Source organism: Accumulibacter sp. (genome assembly GCF_031732815.1).
Classification (GTDB): domain Bacteria; phylum Pseudomonadota; class Gammaproteobacteria; order Burkholderiales; family Rhodocyclaceae; genus Accumulibacter.
This window is the reverse complement of sequence record NZ_JAVMKF010000231.1, coordinates 1-19,432: the sequence shown is the minus strand read 5'-3', so window position 1 is coordinate 19,432 and position 19,432 is coordinate 1. Positions and strand designations below refer to the sequence as shown.

Below are 19,432 nucleotides of genomic sequence, written 5' to 3'. Positions count from 1 at the left end.
GATGCGGATGCGGATGCGGATGCGGATGCGGAGTCGGCGCGCGCTGCCGGCGGGGCAGGGCTGTGGCAGACGCTGCTCGCGCGTCTCGGCCACACGTGGACGATCGCCGACCTGCTGCAGCATCTGACCGGCGAGGATCTGCGCCAGGCGCTGCACGCGCCGTTTATCCGCCACCTCGCGGCGCACCTCGATCGCGGTCTGGCGGCGTGGGCGAACCCGGCGCGCGAGCAAGGCTTCTTCGCGGCCTGGCGAGCGAGCGCCGGCGTCGACTGGCAGTGGGAGCTGAACGAACTCGCCTGGGCGCGGCGCGAAATCGCACAACTCGCCGCCGACCCCTGGCAGACGATTGCCGATGGGCTGCGCCGACTGGCGGTCGATGAGGCGTGCTGGCCGACGTATCTGCAGCATCTGGCCGGCGAACTTCCCGGCTGGGCCGGCATGTGCCACTGGCGCGCGACGCATCCCGCCGCCAACGAGCCGCCGCTCAGCCTGTGCGACTTCCTGGCTGTGCGCGTCGTGCTCGAATGGCTTTACGCGGAGCAACTCGTACGCCGCATCTGGGGTCTGCCGCTCGATCTGGCGGCGCTCGGCGAACACTTTGCCGCGCACCCGGACGAACTCGCGCTGCGCCACGCCTACGGCGAGGGAACCCTGCCCGACGAAGTGCTCGACGCGCTGTCGCCGCTGCTCGCTACGGCGGCGGGTGGACCGGACAGCGGCTGGCGCCGCCTGGCCGGGCACATTGCCGAAGCGGGCGGCCTCGCCGGCGACGACGGCGATGCGCAGGCGCGCGCTGCCTGGCCGCTGTTCTCGCTGGTGCTGCGTCTCGGACTGAGTGGGCGCGAATTGCGCGCCATGCACGCCGCCGGTGCCGCCGACCGCCTGCTCGCCGGCATCGCCTGGCTGAACGACGAGCGGCGCGGACTGCTCTGGCTGCTCGCCTACGAGAACCACTACCGGCAGCAGATTTTCGCCGCGCTACTCGCCAATCACGGCCGCACGCCAGCGCTCGCCGGCCTGGCGCAGGCACAGTTCGTCTTCTGCATGGACGATCGCGAGGAGGGTACGCGCCGCCATCTGGAGGAAGTCGATCCGGCTTGCGAAACCTTCGGTGCCGCCGGTTTCTTCGGCGTACCGATGCTCTGGCAAGGGCTGGACGACGAGGCGCCGACGGCGCTCTGCCCGATCGTCGTGCGCCCGACGAACAGCATCCGCGAGGTCGTCGGCGCGGGTGCGGTGGCCGCGTATGAACGCCAGCAACGCCGGCGCAAGCTGCGCCTGCGCTGGCAGGAGCGTCTGCAGCAGGGCACCCGGCGCGGCGGTTTGCTGGGCGCCGTGCTCAGCCTGCTCGCCGGTCCGCCGGCGCTCGCCGCGCTGCTTGCGCGCACCTGGGCGCCGGGCCGCTTTGCGGCGCTCCTGGCGCGCCGGCGTGAGGCTTACGAGCCCCCGGTGGCGGGCGATCTGCAACTGACTGCCGAGGCCGGCGAGGCCACGCGCGAGGCCGACGCCGACGCGCCGCGCGTCGGCTTCAGCGCCAGCGAACAGGTGGCGCGCGTCGCCGGCTTCCTGCGCACGATCGGTCTCACCGAGCACTTCGCGCCGCTCGTCGCGATCGTCGGGCACGGCTCGGACAGCCGCAACAACCCGCATCTTTCGGCCTACGACTGCGGCGCGTGCTCGGGCCGCCACGGCGGGCCGAACGCGCGCGTTTTTGCCGCGCTGGCCAACCTCCGGGACGTGCGCGCCGGACTCGCCGGACAGGGAATTCATATTCCCGAGCAGACGTGGTTTATCGCCGCCGAGCACAACACCTGCGACGAAAGCTTCGTCTGGTACGACCTTGAAAAGCTCCCGCCGGCGCAGCGCCCGGCGTTCGAGCAGGTGCGTCTGGCTTGTCAGGAAGCGACCCGCCGGCACGCGGTCGAACGTTGCCGGCGCTTTGCTTCGGCACCGCGCGATCCGTCACCCGAGCAGGCGCTGCGTCACCTCGCCGATCGCCGCAACGATTTTGGCCAGGCGCGTCCGGAACTCGGGCACGCGACCGTGGCGACGGCTTTCGTCGGCCGGCGAGCGATGAGCCGCGGCGCCTTCTTCGACCGGCGCGCCTTCCTGATTTCGTACGACCCGCTGCCCGATGTCGATGGCCGCATCCTCGAAGCGACGCTGCTCGCCGCCGGGCCGGTGGGCGCCGGGATCAATCTCGAGTACTACTTTTCGACCGTCGACAACGAGCGTTTCGGTTGCGGCAGCAAGATCATGCACAACCTGGCCGGTCTCTTCGCCGTCATGCAGGGCGCAGCGTCCGATCTGCGCACCGGACTGCCGCTGCAGATGGTCGAAATCCACGAAGCGATGCGCCTGCTGGTCATCGTCGAGCAGACGATAGAGATTCTGACGGCGATCTACCAGCGCCAGCCGCCGCTGCAGGAACTGATCGGCAACGGCTGGATCCTGCTCGCCGCCAAGCACCCGCAGCGCGCCGAACTGCACGTCTTCGATCCGGCCAGCGGCTGGACGCGGGCGCTGCCGACCGGTGCGCCGGCCGACTCGCCGTCGCCCGCGGCGTCGCCGGTAGCCGGGGCGAGCGCGGGCTGGCCGGCGCTGCCCGAGGTCGACACTTCGACCGACTGGTTCGCCGGCCAGCGCGAACCTTTGCCGCCGGCCTTGTTGCGTCGCCCGCTGGCGAGCCGTGCCGCGCTCGTCGACGCGGCCGGGCGCCAGCCGTGAACGCGGGCGAATTCCTGCCGGCCGCCTGCGCGGCGCTGGCGGCGACGTCGCAGGCCGTCTGGCTGGTGCCGCTGCTGCCCTTGCTCGCCGCCGGCGTGATCGGCTGCCGGATGCTGCTGCGTCCGCAGGGCGACGCGGCAGAGCCGGCGACGGCCAGTCTGGCCAGCGGCAGCGCGCTTGCCGCGCTCGTCGCGCTGATCGTTTTCGACCTCGCGGCAATCGGTGGTTGCGCGCCGCAGCACGTGCTCGCCGGCGACTGGCTGCGCATCGGTCCGGTGCCGGTGCGCCTCTCTTTCCTGCTCGACGCGTACAGCCTGCCGGCGGCGACGCTGGTGACGTTGATCAGCACGCTGACGCTGCGCTTTTCCGCCACCTATCTGCATCGCGAGGCCGGTTTCCACCGCTTTCACTGCGGGCTGGCGCTGTTTCTCGCCGGCATGCTGCTCATCGCGCTCGCCGGCAATGCGGTCCTGACCTTCGTCGGCTGGGAGATCGCCGGCTTCAGTTCGTGGCTGCTCATCGGCTATGCCTGGCAGCGGCCGGTCGCCACCGGCAACGCGCTGCTCGTTTTCCTGACCAACCGGGTCGGCGACGCCGGTTTTCTGCTCGCCATCGGGCTCGCCGTCTGGTCGGTCGGCACGCTCGAGTGGGCGTGGCTGGACGGCGACGGAACGATGGCAACGGTGACCGCGCGCCTGCTCGCGGTCGGGTTCGTCGTCGCCGCTCTGGTCAAATCGGCGCAAGTCCCGTTTACGCCGTGGATCGCGCGCGCGCTCGAAGGGCCGACGCCGTCGTCGGCCGTCTTCTACGGCTCGCTGATGGTGCACGCCGGCGTTTTTCTGCTCTGCCGGATGCAGGAATTGCTCGTCCAGGTGCCCGACCTGCTGGCCTTGATCGCCATCGCGGGCCTGCTCAGCGCGCTCTACGGGACGCTCTGCGCGCTCGTTCAGAGCGACGTCAAATCGGCGCTGGTCTTCTCCACCGTCGCGCAGGTCGGCCTGATGTTCCTGCTCTGCGGCCTCGGCCAGTTTGCCCTGGCCGCCGGCTGGTCGGCTGCGCACGCCGGCTGGCGCGCCTACCAGTTCCTGCTCGCGCCAGCCTTCATGCACCTCGTTCCGCACCCGGCGGCGCCGGTTCCCGGCTGGCTGGCCGGCCGGATGTGGCTGTACACCGCGACGCTGCAGCGTTTCTGGATCGAAGCGCTGGCGCACAGCCTGCTGACCCGCCCGACGCTCGCCCTCGGGCGCGACGTGCGCGCTTTCGACGAACGCTTCATCGACCCGCTGGTCGGCGCGCCGCGCGTCGACGACCATTCGCCCAGCGGCGCGGCGGACGATCTGATTCGCGGCCACGGATTGGCCGGCAGCGCGTTGTTCGCCTTCGCCAATCGTCTGCAGCGCTGGGAAAGCCGGCTGCTGATGAGCGGCGAGGATTCGGCGCTGGTGCGGCAGTTGCAGCGCATCGTGCATTACGCGGATACCGTCGAGACGCTGCTCGAACAACCGCGCTACCTGATGTTGATGGTCATGGCGACCTTCGTGGTGATCCTATGAACGAAGTGCACTGGACGGCGCTCGCCGGCTATCCGCTGTTGGCGACGCTGCAGTGGCTGCCGCTGGCCGGCGCTGTTCTGCTCGCGATCATGCGCGACGACGACTTGGCGCTCGTCCTCGGGCGCCTGTTCGCGGTCGGCGAACTGGTCGTCGCCTGCGACCTCTACGCGCGCATCGACGCCACGAGCGAAGTGCTGCAGTTCGCCGAACGCGTCGATCTGTTCGCCTATCACGCGGCCGCCGACGGAATCAGCGTGCTGTTCATCCTGCTCACCGCTTTGCTCGGCATCGTCCTGTCGTTCTACGGCATGGCGCGCCGCCAGATTTCGCCGGTGCACCTTCTGTGCGTGCTGCTCGTCATCGAGTCGGCGCAGATGATCATGCTGACGACGATGAACCTGCTCTGGTTCGCCGCCGGCTCGGCCGTCCAGTTGGCGCTCGTCGCCTACCTGCTCTGGCGCTGGGCTTCGGCGCGCGAAGAGACGCTCGCCCTGTCGCGCTTCCTGCAGTACCAGCTTTTCGGCTGGTGCCTGTTCGTCGCCGGCGCCGCGGTGCTCGTCTGGAGCCACGCCGACGTGATCGGCGGGCGCTGGAGCTTCGACCTGCTCGACCTGCTGCGCACGCCGCAGATCGGCAAGTACCAGTCGGCGGCTTTCTACCTGCTGTTCTACGGCCTGGCAATTCGCACGCCGCTCTTTCCGCTGCACGGCTGGCTGCCCAACTCGGCCGGTTACGGCCTGATTGCCGTCGGCCCGGTGCTGCTCCTTGGCGTCAAGGTCGGCATCTACGGCATGGCGCGCTTTCTGCTGCCGCTGACCGCCGAAGCGGTGATGGTCTGGCAGCATTACGTCGTCGGCTTTGCCATGGTCGGCGTCTTCTTCGCGGCGATTCTCGCTTTCCGCCAGGTCAATCTGCGCCGCCTGATGGCTTTTGCCGTCGTCAGTCATACCAGCCTGATCGTCATCGGGCTATTCACGCTGCACCCGGCCGGCCTGCAGGGGGCGCTGCTCCTGGCGGTCAATTTCGGTCTGGCGGTCACCGTCATGCTGCTCATGGTCGGCTACGTCTATCGGCGGACCGGGACGACGCAGCTCGACCGCCTCGGCGGCCTGTTCGACCGCGCGCCGTTCATCGCGCTCGCATTCCTGATCGGCGGCCTGGCCATCCTCGGCATGCCGGGAACGCCGGGTTTCGACGCCGTCCACCTCGTGCTCGAGGCGTCGATCGCCACCTTCGGCGCCTTGCCGACGATCGCCACCGCGCTCGGCAACGTTGTCGCCGCCGGCTTCCTGCTCTGGGCTTTTCAGCGCGCCTTCCTGGCGCCGCGGCCGAAGGACGTGCCGGCAGCGCGCCTGGCGCGCACCAGCCGCAGCGAATTCCTCGTCGGCGGCGCGACGCTCGTCGTCCTGCTCGCCGCCGGCTTCTATCCCGAGCCCTGGCTGAAGCTGACCGACAGCGCGACGCAGGCGCTCGCCTCGTTCTTCCACCATGGCTGACGCGCCCTGGCTGAGCATGCTGCTGGCGCTGCCGCTGGTCGGCGCGCTGACCACAGCCTGCGTTCGCCGCGCGCCGTGGGCGCAGCGCCTGGCGCTCGCCAGCGCCGGCCTGACGCTGCTCTGCTCGCTGTGCATCGTCGCGCTCTTCGACTCGGGCGACGATGGCTTCCAGTTCGTCGAGCAGGCGGCCTGGATTCCCGGCCTGAACGTCAGCTATCTGGTCGGCGTCGATGGCTTGTCGGTGCTCTTCCTGCCGGCCACCGCGCTGCTGTTCACCGCCGCCATCGTCGCCGGCTGGCGCAGCCAGGGAAACGCCGAGGCGGCGGGCGTTGCGCCCGGCGTTCACTTCGCCTTGCTCTTCGTGCTCGAAGCGGCGACGCTGGGCGTCTTCTGCGCGCTCGACTCGCTGCTCTTCTTTTTCTGCTGGGAATCGACGCTGGCGCCGATCTACTTCCTGGTCAGCCTGTGGGGCCGCGGCGCCGGTCGGCAGAGCGCCGCCGTGCGCTACTTCCTCGTCATGCTCGCCGGTGGCGTGCCCTTGCTCTTCGGCCTGCTCGCCGCCGCCTTCGGGCAGGGCGGGGCAGGCGCACCGGTTTTCGATCTGCCCAGCCTGCTCGCCACGCCGTTGCCGGAAGCCGTGCAGATGCTCGTCTTCCTGCTCCTCCTCGTCGGTTTCGGCGTCAAGGTGCCGCTCGTTTCGCTGCACACCTGGCTGCCGTCGATCGCGCTCGGCGCGCCAGCGGCGGTGACCGCGCTGCTCGTCGGACTGAAACTCGGTGCGTATGGGCTGATCCGCTTCGCCATTCCGCTGGCGCCGCTGGCCGCGCGCGAACTGCACTGGCTGCTCGCCGGCCTGGGGACGCTGGCGATGCTCTACGGTTCGGTCGCCGCACTCGCCCAGAGCAACCTGCGCGGCGTGCTCGCCTACGCCAGCCTGGCGCACGTCGGGCTGGTTCTCCTCGGTCTGGCGTCGTTCTCGGTCTCGGCGCTGCAGGGCGCCCTCCTGCAGTTGCTCAACTTCAGCCTCGCCGCCGGCGGCGGCTTCCTCATCCTCTCGTTTCTGCAGCGGCGCAGCGGCTCGACCGACGCCGCGCAACTCGGCCAGCTCTTCGGACGCTGGCCGCTGCTCAGCGCCTTCTTCCTGCTCTTCGGACTGGCCGGCATCGGCCTGCCGGGAACGAGCGGCTTTCCCGGCGAACTGCTGATCATCGTCGCCGCGTTGCACGACCACACCGGCGCCGGTCTGGCCGCGCTGTTCGCCACCGTGGTCGGCGCAGCCGCCTTCCTGGCGCCGTATCGCGCCGCTTTCTTCGGCAGCGGCAGCGCCAGCGCCAAGGCTCAGTCGGAGAGCGATCCGCTCGCCGACCTGCTGCCGCGCGAACTCGCCATCGCCCTTGTCTTCGCCGCGCTCGTCCTGATCGTCGGCGTCTATCCGATGCCCTGGCTCGAATTGCTCCGCCCGGCGGCGGAAGCCTGGGTGGCTGGACTGGCGGGGCTGTAGGGCATTCCCTTATCCACAACTCATCGCCCCCAAGGGAATCCGATGCTTACGCTACTGTTCTTGCCAGTACGCGGCTGAGTACCGGAGCCAGGATCAGGCACTCGGAAACGGCGGAAATGCTTCCGGGTCGTGGTCCGACTTGTGTAGAATGATACGGGCTTGAGCTCGTCGAGCGCGCCCTTCTGGAAAATGGCGGGCAGTTTCTTGCGTCAGTGGCGTGTTGACTCTCCGCACTAAAGCAAGGCGCAGATCGGCCAAGGTATCGACGAGATGAACGCCGCGCCAGTCGTCTGTTGCTGGAAAGCGCTCGACGGCGTCAAGAGCTGAGCCAAATGTTTTTCCATCAAAGGTTTCGCGAGGAATCACGTATGCGCATAGGGCTTGCCTCCTTCTGGTTGGCTATTGCTGCAGGCTGGGTGGCCGCCTTTCTGTTCCTCGGCAAAATGGCTGGAGGAAATCAATATATTTCGCATATGGGTTGGCGTCTCGCCGCAGCGCTGGACGTTGCAATGTCAGTACTCTGTGTTCTTTCAGCATGTTTGATCCTGTTGCGAAAACCTGCCCCAAATTCTCGGCGTTTGCTGTTTGTCGGCTGACGGTTGTGCACCTCATAGACGCCCTCGGGGCGTTTCTGATGGCTGCGATAAATAGGCATGCTGGAGCGCTGCTGCTTCCATTACTTCTTTTCCCTGCGGTGTTTTCTACGAACACCGGCTTTCTCGGCATGCCTGGAAACGGCGTCTCGTTGATGATACTTCCTGCGGTATCGCTCATCGCCCTTTTCTTGACTCGGCGTGTTGGCACTGGGGCAGCTTCGGTTGGTGCAGTGCCCATACCGGGAGAGATAGCAGTCAGTAGCCTGCGAACACGCAGCCTGTCATACCCAGCGCCCGCCAGGGAACCGCTCATCGCTGCGCGGCGTACGGAGGGTATGAGCCGCGGCATGGCTGCTGGCGCGGCGTCGTGGCGCTTGCAGCCATGCTGATCCGAGTTTTTGCCGCCAGATTTCCGTGATTTCTCGCCACCGACAACAAAGCTCGTATCAGGAGGTCGTTCCGTATTGGTTCGCGTCAGGTCAATCCACGCGCAGCGTGCGCTTCAGCTTGATACATGCACTGGTCTTGATATTCTTGCAGTCATTGGCTTACGCCGGTCCCATTGATTGCCGTAAAGCAAAGACCGTGGCGGAAAATGCAATTTGTCGGAGCGAGCACGATTACTTGGTGGAGGAGGATAAGAGACTCGATCGCGCTTTCGTCTCACTTCTGAAAGCGCTGCCTGAAGATCAAAAGGCAATAGCCCTGACGGGGCAGAAGAAATGGCTGCGGCTGCGCGACAAGTGCCAAGATGATCTTTCCTGTCTGCGAGATCGCTATTCGGAACGTCAACAAGCGATTGTGGCGAGGCGGAAAGAATTGTCAGCCTACAAGCCTGACGATGCTGACATGGAAGCGCTTTCGCAATTGCGCACCACGATTCAGCAATACATGATCGAGGACAAGGAGTTCCCGCTTGAAAAGGCACTTCAGAAATACTCGATAGCCAAAGAGATTTTGTCTATGGGGAACCACTGTTTCGCTCCTGGCGATCGATTGAAAAGGCCCAAGAGGGTAGCAGCGAATGAGTGGGCCGCATTCTCAACCCTCTCAGCCTATTCCGAATCCATGCGTAGTTCCTGCCCAGCCTTTTCTTGGCTGGACGTTGATGGAGATGGTCAGCGCGATTTACTGGTTGCAATCTACGCGAGCAATTCCCAAATCGAAGCGGTGTTGAAAAGAACTGGAAAGACATTTGGGGATATCGGCCATGTGTTCGAAGAACTGTGGTACATGCACGATGCGGATGAAATATTTGCCTGGGACTGCAAGGGGTGCGACGAAGATGCGGTCTGGGTCAGAATAAACGGCCGAGTCTACCGCGCTTTTCGCAATGGTGGCTTCGGCATCAATGAAGTATTCCTGCTTAGGCCTCTAAAAGGCAATATCGAGGCGCCGAGAATTGTCGTAAAGTACGGTTATTCAGTCAAGGTTGTTTATGATAAATCCGGAATGTTCCCGCAGAACGATCCGCGAAGATGGCAGGAAGAGCTTCTGTTTCCTTACACGGTCCAGAACAGGAGATCCCTGCAGGCTGCTACGACGAAAATTCTGGAGCTACTGAAGGGTCAATCGAAAAGCCCATTTCGTAAGAAGTCATCTGCCCTTTGCCCAATACCCAAAGGTACTCCGAAGGGAGATTGGTCAACGTACACACAATATGCGGAGGAGAGTTATCCGGCTGAGGTGGTAGACTTTCCAATATGGGTCGAAAGAATATGCTATATAGCGCGTCTAATAAGCATGCCTCTTTATACAAGGGAGGATGGGATATTTGCGCATTTGCTGGTACGAAAGGCTGACGCCAATTTGTCGCTATCAGACTCAGACTGGGACACCGACACTTTCAGGGTAATCGGGCGTCGCTACGTTGTCGGTATCGACTCGGGGTTGGCAGTGTCCCCGCGCTACTAGCGCCCTGTGTCGATTGTTTCACCGTTGGCCTGAACGCGCGCCTCGCCCCCAGTGCTAAGACGGCAGGAGAAAACCACCGGCTCAGGCGGGAACGGCGGGTGGGGATGTTCAAGCCATGAGGACGGGCGGCGGATAATGCATTCTTTTATGTCTCACTCATGGCCCATAAGGGAATCAGATGCTTGCCCGACTCTCCGGCAAAGCAGGCGCCTGAGCACTGCAGCGTAAGATCTGGCACCCGGGAAGGGCGCAACCGCTGGCGGGTGATGGTCCGGCTTGTGGATAAGCATATGGGCTGTAGTAAGCTGCGCGTCGACGCCTCTCCGGGTCGCGCGCAAAGACAGGGTACAGGGGTTTCGCCGGAGTGACTCCGGGTGGTGCAAGCGATTCGCGCGTGCCGCTTGCCGCACGCCTTGCGGTTTGCTCCACCCTCGGTTAAGCTGCTCTGCCAGCAAGGACTTTCCGTATTTGCCGGTGCCGGGTCAATGGCGCCGAATCGTCACTTCCATCTTCACCGCTGCCGCAGGCGAGCGAGCAAGCAGGAGCACGTTGCGATGACCACGATCAAGAAGATTTTTCTGGCTTCCTCGTCTGAACTCGCGGACGACCGTGTCCGCTTTCGCCTGTTCATCGGCGAGAAGAACAACCAGTGGGTGCCGAAGGGGGTGTTCCTGGACGCGATCGTCTGGGAAGATTTTCTCGACGCGCTGTCGCCGACCCGGCTGCAAGACGAATACAACCAGCAAATCCGTGCCTGCGACGTGTTCGTCATGCTCTTCTGGAGCAAGGTGGGTCGCTACACCGAAGAGGAGTTTTCCGCCGCGGTCGGACAGTTCCAGGCCAGCCGTCGGCCGTTCATCTACACCTATTTCAAGACCGCGCCGCTCACCGCTGACCACAGCAAGCGGGCCGATCTGCAAAGCTTGTGGACGTTTCAGGACAAGCTGAAAGCGCTTGGCCATTACCAGACCGAATACGCCAACACCGACCAACTGCTGCTGCATTTCTCGCAGCAGCTCGACAAGCTGGTCGATGGCGGCTTTGTTCGTTTCCCGGGAGAGGGCGATCGAGCCGGCGGCAGCGGGGGAGAGCCGCTCGCCACGAACTCGGGCGGCTTGGTGAGCACCGGTTCGGGCAACGGCGCGACCTTTGCCGGCCCGGTGAGTGCGGGGGGCGACGTAGTCGGACGCGACTTCGTGCAGATCATCCTGCAGAGCGTCTTCCGCAGCGAAGACCCCGCCGAAGCGCAGTCGGTGATCGCGCACTACCTCGACGCGCTGGCGCGCGCGCTCGCCGGCATCAAGCTCGGCGGCATCGACCCCGCCGCCAGCGACGGTCGGCGCGAGCCGCTGCAACTTGCCGACGTCTATGTGCCGCTCGACAGCCAACTGCGCATACCGGAGTCCAGCTCGCTCACCGACTGGCTTGCTCGCCGTCGCCGCGGCGAAGGCGAACGCAACGCCGGCGAACAGCCAGACGAGAAGACGCGCGCCGTGTCGCTGCTCGAAGCGCTGGCGCAGCACCGCCGGCTCGGCGTGATCGGCAGCGCCGGCAGCGGCAAGAGCACGTTTGCGGCGAGCGTGCTGCTGGCGCTGGCGCAGGCGTGGCAGGGGCACGCGCAGGAGCTGGCGCGACTCGGCGAGCACTGGCAGCACGGCGCTTTGCTGCCGATTCGCGTCGTTCTGCGCCGTTTCGCCGAATGGCTGCCGGCCGGCGTGGCTGGCGCGCGCGCCGGCGATCTGTGGCAATTCATCGGCCAGGACCTTGCCGACAGTGGCTACGGCCTGTCCGCGCGGACGATCGACTATGTGCAGCGCATCGCGCGCGAGTACGGCGCGCTGATCGTTTTCGACGGACTCGACGAATGCGGCAGCGAAGCGCGGCGGCAGCGCGTCGTCGCCGCGGTCGAGGAACTGATGCGCAGCGCTGGCGAACGCTGCCGTTTCGTGCTCACCGCGCGGCCGTACGCCTGGCCGGGCGGTGCACAAGCCGAAGCGGGCGTCTACGCGCTGGCCGAGCTCGACAAGGCGCAGATCGCGCAGTTCATCGGCGGCTGGTACGCGGCGCTGGTGCGACGCGCGTGGCTGCCGCCGGGCGAGGCCGAGCGCAAACGCGACGACCTGCTCGCTGCCAGCGAGCGCCCGGACCTGCTGCCGCTGGCGCGCAACCCGCTGCTGCTCACGCTGATGACGACCTTGCACGCCAATCGCGGTCGCCTGCCGGACGACCGCGCCGACCTCTACGACGAGTCGGTGGAACTGCTGCTGCTGCGCTGGAACCAGCAGATCGGCGCCGATCGCGCGCTGCTCGAAGCGCTGGACACGCCGGGGATCAAGCTTTCCGACCTGCGCGCAGTGCTCGAACGGCTGGCGTTCGAGGTGCACCAGGAAGACAGCGGCAGCGGCACCGCTCTGCTGGCGAGCAATGCCGAGGCGCCGAGCCACAGCGCGGAAATCGGCGAAGGTCGCCTGCTGGCGGCGTTTCGCCCTTTGCTGAACGACGACCACAACAAGGCGGCGATCGTCGTCGACTACATCGAAAAGCGCGCCGGTCTGCTGGTCGGTCAGGGCGAACGCGCCGGCGAACGCAAGTTTGTCTTCCCGCATCGCACGTTCCAGGAGTTTCTCGCCGCGTGCTACCTGACCACACGCTCCGACTTTGCGACACGCTGCCGTGCGCTGGCGCTCGCCGCTCCCGGGCACTGGCAGGTCGTGCTGCCGCTGGCGGCCCGCATTGCCAAGGCCGAGCGTGGCGCCAGCGCGGCGGATCGGCTGATCTGCTGCCAGACGGTGCACGAATTCCGCCGCGGCCGGCAACCGCAGGCGGCCGAGTGGGCTTGCGCGGTGCTTGCCGGCTTGCAGTTGCTCGAAATCGGGATGGCGGCGATGCGCATGGACGCGGGAACGAACGCCATTGCCCGGCGCGTCGCCGGCTGGCTGGTCGAGTTGCTGCCGATTCCCCCGCAGGACGGCGGCCTGCCGGCGCAGCAGCGCGCGTTGGCCGGCGACATCCTCGCGCAGCTCGGCGACCCGCGCTTCGACGCACAGCGGCTGTTCCTGCCGGCCGACGAGTGGCTCGGCTTTGTGCATATCGCCGCCGACGCCAATTTCCGCATCGGCACGCGGCGCGCGGATTCGGAGAAAGTTTTCAGCGCGAGCGTTTATTTGCCGGCCGATGACGAACGCAACGACCAGCCGACGCCGACGCCGGAGTTCTACCTCGGGCGCTATCTGGTCACCGTCGCACAATTTCGTGCCTTCGTCGAAGCGACCGGGCACGAGTTGCGCGATGCGAGTGCGTTGCACGATGCGGAGAACCGCCCGGTGCGCGGGATCACCTGGTACGAAGCGGTGAAGTACTGCGATTGGCTGCACGAGCGCCTGCATAGCGACGGCGCGTTCGCCCGCTTGCCGCTTGCCGCACTCGTTCGCGCGCAGGGCTGGCAAGTGACGCTGCCGAGCGAACTCGAGTGGGAGAAAGCGGCGCGCGGCGGCCTGGTCGCAGCGGTGTATCCGTGGGGCGACGAGTTTGACGCGAATCGGGCGAATGTAGACAAAACGGGAATCGGCGACACTACGGCGGTTGGCGCGTTCCCGCCGAACGCCTACGGGTTGTACGACTGCGCCGGCAATCTCTGGGAATGGACGCGCAGCCTCTGGGGAGAAGGCTTGGACAAGCCGGATTTTCTCTACCCCTACCATGCCGACGACGCCAAACGCGAAGACCTCGCGGCAGGAGAGGATATACTGAGGGTCGTGCGGGGCGTCTCGTGGAGCGATCACCGGGACTTCGCCCGCTGCGCCGTCCGCGGCAGGGCTCCCCCGGACGGCTGGGGCGGCAATGGTGGTTTTCGGGTTCTGTTGCGCCGGTCCCCTGTTTCGTTGCTCTGACCTCTGTTCCCTCTGTCCTCTGGCACTCCGGGGATCTGACTCTGGAGGGGGTGCGGGGGAGACTTCCCCCGCCGCTCGCCGTCACCCGCGCGCCGCCGGCTGCTCGCCGCCGGCTGCCGCCGCGGGGTCAGTGATCGAGAATCTGGTCGAGGAATTGCCGCGTTCGTTCCGACCTGGCCTGCGAGAAGAAGATCTCCGGCGGCGCCTGTTCGACGATTTCGCCCTCGTCCATGAAGATCACCCGGTCGGCGACGGCGCGTGCGAAGCCCATTTCGTGCGTCACGCAGAGCATGGTCATGCCGTCCCGGGCGAGCGAGACCATCGTCTCCAGCACTTCCTTGACCATCTCCGGGTCGAGCGCTGACGTGGGTTCGTCGAAGAGCATGATGCGCGGCGCCATGCACAGCGCGCGGGCGATGGCGACTCGCTGTTGCTGGCCGCCGGACAACTGGCCGGGGTATTTGTGCGCCTGGTCGGTGATGCGTACCCGTTCCAGAAACTTCATCGCCGTCGCTTCGGCGGTGGCGCGCGGCTGCTTCCTGACCCAGATCGGCGCCAGCGTGCAGTTTTCGAGCACTGTCAGGTGCGGGAAGAGGTTGAAGTGCTGAAACACCATGCCGATATCGTTGCGGATCGCTTCGATGTTCTTCAGCGAATCGTTCAGTCTGATTCCGTCGACGATCACCGTGCCGCTCTGGTGCGTTTCCAGGCGGTTGAGGCAACGGATCAGCGTCGACTTGCCGGAGCCCGACGGACCGCAGATGACGATGCGTTCGCCGCGGCGGACCGAGAGCGAAATGTTGCGCAGCACCTGAAAGTCGCCGAACCATTTGTTCAGCCCCTCGATGCGGATGATTTCTTCGGCGTTCGGCGGAATGACGTGCGCGGCAGTCGGGTCCATGCGTGGCCTCAAAGGCGATGATCGCGGGAAAGATGCTTTTCCAGCCACTGGCTGTAGTGGCTCATCGCGTAGCAGAAGAGCCAATAGACGGCCATGGCGAAGAGGTAGCCCTCGACGAAGTAGTGCCGCCAGTCGAGGTCGCTGATCACCGCCTGGCGGACCGCGTAGAGGAAGTCGAAGATCGAGACGATGATCACCAGCGAGGTGTCCTTGAAGTTGTCGATGAAGCTGTTGACCTGCGCCGGAATGGTGATCTTCAGCGCCTGCGGCAGGATGACCAGCAACTGCGTCTGCCAGTAGCCGAGGCCGAGCGCGTCGGCGGCTTCGTACTGACCGCGCGGCAGCGCCTGCAGGCCGGCGCGGACGATTTCGGCGATGTAGGCGGCGTTGAAGAGGACGATCGCCACCTGCGCGCGCAGCAGCTTGTCGAAGCTGACGCCTTCCGGCAGAAAGAGCGCGAACATGATCGAGGCCATGAAGAGCACGGTGATCAGCGGCACGCCGCGCACCAGTTCGATGTAGACGATCGACGCCGCACGCACGATCGGCAGCGCCGAGCGTCGGCCGAGCGCGAGCAGTATGCCGAGCGGAAATGCGAACAGGGTGCCGAAGACGGCGAGCATCAGGGTGATCGGCAAGCCGCCCCAGAGCGCCGTCGGCACCGGCGTGAGAGCGAAGCCGCCGGCGAGCAGCCAGGCGCAGAGCAGGCTGCCGCTCAGCCAGAGCGCCAGCAGGCGCCAGACGTGCCAGAAAGCGCGCATCGCCGAGAGGACGATGATCGCGCAGAAGATGACGACCGCCAGCGCCGAACGCCACTGTTCGCCCTGCGGGTAGATGCCGAAGAGCATGTGCCGCCATTTGTCGGCGATCACCGCCCAGCACGCGCCCTGGCCGAACAGCGCGTTGCACGTGGCGACATCGGCGCGGCCCCAGACGGCGTGCAGCACCGCCCAGGAGACGAAGCTGCTGCCCGCCCAGAGCAGCAAGGCGAGCGTGATCAGCGTGATCAGCGCGTTCGCTGGCGTGGAAAAGAGGTTCTCGCGCAGCCAGTCCAGGCTGCGCGCGGCGAAAGGTCGGTGAGCGGTGGCGGGTGGGTGCATGTCAACGCTCGACCAGCCGCACGCGGTGGTTGTACCAGTTCATCAGGCCGGAAATCGCCAGCGAGACCGCCAGGTAGACGGCCATCATCAGGGTGATTGCCTCGATCGCCTGGCCGGTCTGATTGAGCGTGGTATTCGAGATGCTGACCAGATCGGGGTAGCCGATGGCCACCGCCAGCGACGAGTTCTTGGTCAGGTTGAGATACTGGCTGGTCAGCGGCGGAATCATCACGCGCAGCGCCTGCGGCAGAATGACCAGACGCAGGCGCTGGCCGCGCGACAGGCCGAGCGCTTCCGCGGCGTCGCTTTGTCCGCGCGACACCGAAAGAATTCCGCCGCGAACGATTTCGGCGATGAAAGCGGCGGTGTAGACCGAGAGGCCGAGGAAGAGGGCGATGAATTCGGGCGAGACGGTCTTGCCGCCTTCGAAGCCGAAACCGGTCATCGCCGGCGTCGACAACTCGCTCGGGGCGCCGAAAACCGCCCAGCCGGCGAGCGGCAGCACGACGCCGGCGGCGAGGCTCGGCCAGAGCACCGCCGGCGCGCGCCCGGCGCGCTCGCGGCGCCGTCTGACCGCCCGCGCCCAGAGAAAGGCGAACAGCACGGCGAGAAACAGCCCGAGCAGCGCCGCCCACCAGCCGGCGTGCGGAGTCGGCCAGGGCAGGCTGATGCCGCGCTGACTGAGAAAAGCCGATCCGAGAACGATGGCTTCGGCGACCGGCGGCAGCAACTCGGTGAGGACGCCGTACCAGAGCAGCAACTGCAGGATCAAGGGAACGTTGCGCACCGATTCGACGTAGGCGCCGGCGAGTTTGCGCAGCAGCCAGTTCGGCGACAGCCGGCCGATGCCGACGACCAGGCCGAGCACGCTGGCGGCGACGATGGCGACCGCCGAAACGAACAGCGTGTTCAACAGGCCGACGACGAAGGCGCGCGCGTAGGAATGCGTCGGCTCGTAGTCGATCAGCTTTTCGGAAACGTCGAAGCCGGCTTCCTGGCCGAGATAGGAAAAGCCGATGGCAATCGCCCGGCTTTCCAGGTTGTGCACCAGGTTGTACGCGGCATAACCGATCAGCGCGCCGACCAGCGAGAGCAGCGCGATCTGATAGACGATGTTGCGGAAACGCTCAGAGGACCACATGACTGTCCGTGCAGAGTGAAAGACGTGTGCCGCTCCGCCGCCGGTCGGCGGCGGGAGCGCGGGCCGCCGACGCGATCAGTCGAGCGGCATCGGATAGATCAGTCGAGCGGCATCGGATACATCAGGCCACCCTTGTTCCACAGCGCGTTCATGCCGCGCGCCAGGCCCAGCGGCTTGATGTTGCGTTCGAAGCTTTCGCCGTAGTTGCCGACCGCCTGCAGCGCGCGCACCGCCCAGTCGGCGTCGAGACCGAGCCCCTTGCCGATTTCGCCGGTGGCGCCGGTCAGGCGCTGCACCGCCGGGTCCTTGCTTTCGGCTTTCATGCGCAGCACGTTGGCCTGCGTCACGCCCGATTCCTCGGCCTGCTGCAGCGCGAAGATCGTCCAGCGGGCGATAGCGAAGAATTCCTGATCGTTGCGGCGCAGCATCGGAGCCAGCGGCTCCTTCGAGATGATTTCCGGCAAGACCGTGTAATCGCTACGGTTCGGCAGATTGACCAGCATCGCCGCGATGCCGGACGCGTCGGTGGTGTAGGCGTCGCAGCGGCCCGACTGGAACGCCTTTTCGGTGGCTTCCTGGCCCTCGAAGACGACCGGCTTGAAGCTCAGTTTGTTGGCGCGGGCGTAGTCGGCCATGTTGCGTTCGGTGGTGGTGCCGGTTTCGACGCAGACCGAAGCCTTGTTCAAGTCGGCGAGTTTCTTCACCTTCGGGTTCTTCTTGCTGTTGATGACGAAGGCCTGACCGTCGTAGAACCAGACACCGGGGAAGACCGAGCCCATCGTCGTATCGCGCTTCGAGTTCCAGGTGGTGTTGCGCGAGAGCAGATCGATCTCGCCCGATTGCAGCGCGGTGAAGCGCTGTTGCGCGGTGAGCGGCACGTACTTGACCTTGTCCGCGCTGCCGAGAATCGCCGCTGCCAGCGCCTTGCAGTAATCGACGTCGATGCCGGCGTATTTGCCGGTCTTGTCCGGCGCGGAAAAACCGGTCAGACCGGTATGCACGCCGCAGACCAGCGTTCCCCGCTGCTTGATCGCGTCGAGCGTCGGGCCGGCGAAGGCGCTGCCGGCGGCGACGCCGAGAGTCAAGGCGGCGAGGCAGCGGCAGAGCGTTTTCTGTTTGAGCATGGTGTCTCCTCTTCTTTCCAGTGGTAGAAAAACGGTCGACCCGGCCGCTTCAGGCCGGCTCGCCCGACGCGTGCGGGGCGGCCTGGCGATGCGCGGCGATGGCGTTCTCCATGCGCTGCAGCGCTTCGTCGAGCAGCGCCCGTGGCGCGGCGAAATTCAGACGCAGATAGCCCGGCCGGCCGAATTCGGCGCCGTCCGAGAGTCCGACGCCGTGTTGCTCGAACCAGGCGGCGGCGTTGCCGACTTCGGCGGCCAGCGCGCGGGCGTCGATCCAGGTCAGGTAAGTCACTTCCGGATGGCTATGCGCCAGACCCATGCGCTCGAGCGCCGCCGAGACCCGATCGCGATTGGCGCGCAACTGCGCGAGCAGCGCCTGTCGCCATGGTTCGCCGGAGGTAAACACCGCCTGCAAGGCGCTGTAGCTGCACGCGCAAGGGTCCGGCACCAGCTTTTGCATTGCGGCGCGAAAACGCCGGCGGAGCATGGCGTCGGGAATGATCGCCCAGGCGATGCCGAGGCCGGCGACGTTGTAGGTCTTGCCCGGGCCGTGCAGGGTGATCGTGCGCGCCAGCAGCTCCGGCGAGCGTTCGGCCATCACGCGCGCAAAAGGATGATGCGCGGTGTGCCCGTCGAGAATCAGATCGCAGTGCACTTCGTCGGAGCAGACCAGCAGGTCGTGGCGCTCGCAGAAAGCGGCCAGACGCTCGAGTTCGTCGCGCGTGAACACACGGCCGATCGGGTTGTGCGGGTGGCAGAGCAGGAGGAGACGAGTCGCCGGCGGCACGCTGCCGTCGGCGCCAGCCGCTGGTCGCACGGCCTCTTCCAGAAGGTCGAAATCGATCGCATGCACGGTGCCGGCAGCGTTGGTCGGCCGCAGCGGCACGTCGACCAGTTGCCGCCCCTGCAGGGCAGGCGCTTGCAGAAAAGGCGGATAGACTGGCGAAAAGGAAATCACGCGCTCGCCTGGCGCAGTGCACGCCTTGACCGCCAGGTTGAGCCCGAGCACCAGCCCGGGCAGCCAGACGATCCACCGCGGATCGACCGCCCAGCCATAGCGCCGGCGGTGGTCATCGACCAGCAGTTGCGGCAAGTCGCGCGGCAGCGAGCGATAGCCGAAATTGGCGTGTTGGGCATACGCGGTGAGCGCCTCGCGGATGGCCGGCGCGACCGGAAAATCCATGTCGGCGATCCACAGCGGAATGACATCGCGATCCTGATAACGGACCCATTTGGTCGACGACCAAGCCTGACGGTCATGAATGCTGTCGAAGTCGAACATGACTGCTCCCGTGACGAGGGCGCCACTGTCGCATGGCGGCATTCGACATGTCAATTGACTTGATCGCGCGTCGCCATCGGTGCGGGGAATGGCGAGGGGTCTCGCCGTCGGTCGCCGGCGGCGGCAAGCGCCGTCATCGCCGGGTTGCCGGCGGCGGTTGGCGTTGGGTTGGCGTTGGGTTGGCGTTGGGTTGGCGTTGGGTTGGCGTTG

The 19,432-nt window shown here is 66.1% G+C and carries 13 protein-coding genes; 7 read left to right on the top strand and 6 right to left on the bottom strand.

Annotated features, from left to right (window positions below; all coding sequences use genetic code 11):
• From RKP46_RS14395 to RKP46_RS14380, 4 genes are all read left to right on the top strand, one after another.
• The coding region (locus tag RKP46_RS14395; RefSeq protein ID WP_311107271.1) for a DUF2309 domain-containing protein at window positions 1–2,727 on the top strand (2,727 nt) is incomplete at its 5' end.
• Complete coding sequence (locus tag RKP46_RS14390) at window positions 2,724–4,280, top strand: proton-conducting transporter membrane subunit (RefSeq protein ID WP_311107270.1); 1,557 nt, start codon at window positions 2,724–2,726, stop codon at window positions 4,278–4,280. The genes RKP46_RS14395 and RKP46_RS14390, both read left to right, overlap by 4 nt.
• A complete protein-coding gene (locus RKP46_RS14385; protein ID WP_311107269.1) occupies window positions 4,277–5,776 on the top strand; it encodes an NADH-quinone oxidoreductase subunit M in 1,500 nt (499 codons plus the stop codon). Before RKP46_RS14390 ends, RKP46_RS14385 begins: the two co-directional genes overlap by 4 nt.
• Complete coding sequence (locus tag RKP46_RS14380) at window positions 5,769–7,277, top strand: NADH-quinone oxidoreductase subunit M (RefSeq protein ID WP_311097790.1); 1,509 nt, start codon at window positions 5,769–5,771, stop codon at window positions 7,275–7,277. The genes RKP46_RS14385 and RKP46_RS14380 overlap by 8 nt, the downstream gene beginning before the upstream one ends.
• 93 nt (window positions 7,278–7,370) lie before the next feature.
• On the opposite strand, the gene RKP46_RS14375 is transcribed toward RKP46_RS14380, so the two are convergent.
• Window positions 7,371–7,643 (bottom strand): hypothetical protein, encoded by a 273-nt coding sequence (locus RKP46_RS14375; RefSeq protein WP_311107268.1) that lies wholly within the window; start codon window positions 7,641–7,643, stop codon window positions 7,371–7,373.
• Window positions 7,644–7,645: 2 nt separating this feature from the next.
• Between RKP46_RS14375 and RKP46_RS14370 the strand changes: the two genes are divergently transcribed.
• The 3 genes from RKP46_RS14370 to RKP46_RS14360 all read left to right on the top strand — a co-directional run bounded on the left by RKP46_RS14370 (window position 7,646) and on the right by RKP46_RS14360 (window position 13,677).
• A complete protein-coding gene (locus tag RKP46_RS14370) occupies window positions 7,646–7,873 on the top strand; it encodes a hypothetical protein (protein WP_311107267.1) in 228 nt (75 codons plus the stop codon).
• Window positions 7,874–8,368: 495 nt separating this feature from the next.
• Window positions 8,369–9,787: a hypothetical protein gene (locus RKP46_RS14365; RefSeq protein WP_311107266.1), complete on the top strand. Its 1,419-nt coding sequence runs from the start codon at window positions 8,369–8,371 to the stop codon at window positions 9,785–9,787.
• A gap of 554 nt (window positions 9,788–10,341) precedes the next feature.
• Window positions 10,342–13,677, top strand: a complete 3,336-nt coding sequence (locus RKP46_RS14360) for an SUMF1/EgtB/PvdO family nonheme iron enzyme (protein ID WP_311107265.1) — start codon at window positions 10,342–10,344, stop codon at window positions 13,675–13,677.
• Window positions 13,678–13,804: 127 nt separating this feature from the next.
• On the opposite strand, the gene RKP46_RS14355 is transcribed toward RKP46_RS14360, so the two are convergent.
• From RKP46_RS14355 to RKP46_RS14335, 5 genes are all read right to left on the bottom strand, one after another.
• Window positions 13,805–14,578, bottom strand: coding sequence for an amino acid ABC transporter ATP-binding protein (locus RKP46_RS14355; protein ID WP_311107264.1), 774 nt, complete (start codon window positions 14,576–14,578; stop codon window positions 13,805–13,807).
• Window positions 14,579–14,586: 8 nt separating this feature from the next.
• A complete protein-coding gene (locus RKP46_RS14350; RefSeq protein ID WP_311107263.1) occupies window positions 14,587–15,678 on the bottom strand; it encodes an amino acid ABC transporter permease in 1,092 nt (363 codons plus the stop codon).
• A gap of 1 nt (window position 15,679) precedes the next feature.
• Window positions 15,680–16,819 carry an ABC transporter permease subunit gene (locus RKP46_RS14345; RefSeq protein ID WP_311107262.1) on the bottom strand — a complete coding sequence of 380 codons (1,140 nt, stop codon included), beginning with the start codon at window positions 16,817–16,819 and terminating at the stop codon, window positions 15,680–15,682.
• 98 nt (window positions 16,820–16,917) lie between these two features.
• Complete coding sequence (locus tag RKP46_RS14340; protein WP_311107261.1) at window positions 16,918–17,943, bottom strand: amino acid ABC transporter substrate-binding protein; 1,026 nt, start codon at window positions 17,941–17,943, stop codon at window positions 16,918–16,920.
• A 49-nt stretch (window positions 17,944–17,992) separates the two neighbouring features.
• Window positions 17,993–19,222, bottom strand: coding sequence for a PatB family C-S lyase (locus RKP46_RS14335; protein ID WP_311107260.1), 1,230 nt, complete (start codon window positions 19,220–19,222; stop codon window positions 17,993–17,995).
• Between the last annotated feature and the right edge of the window lie 210 nt (window positions 19,223–19,432).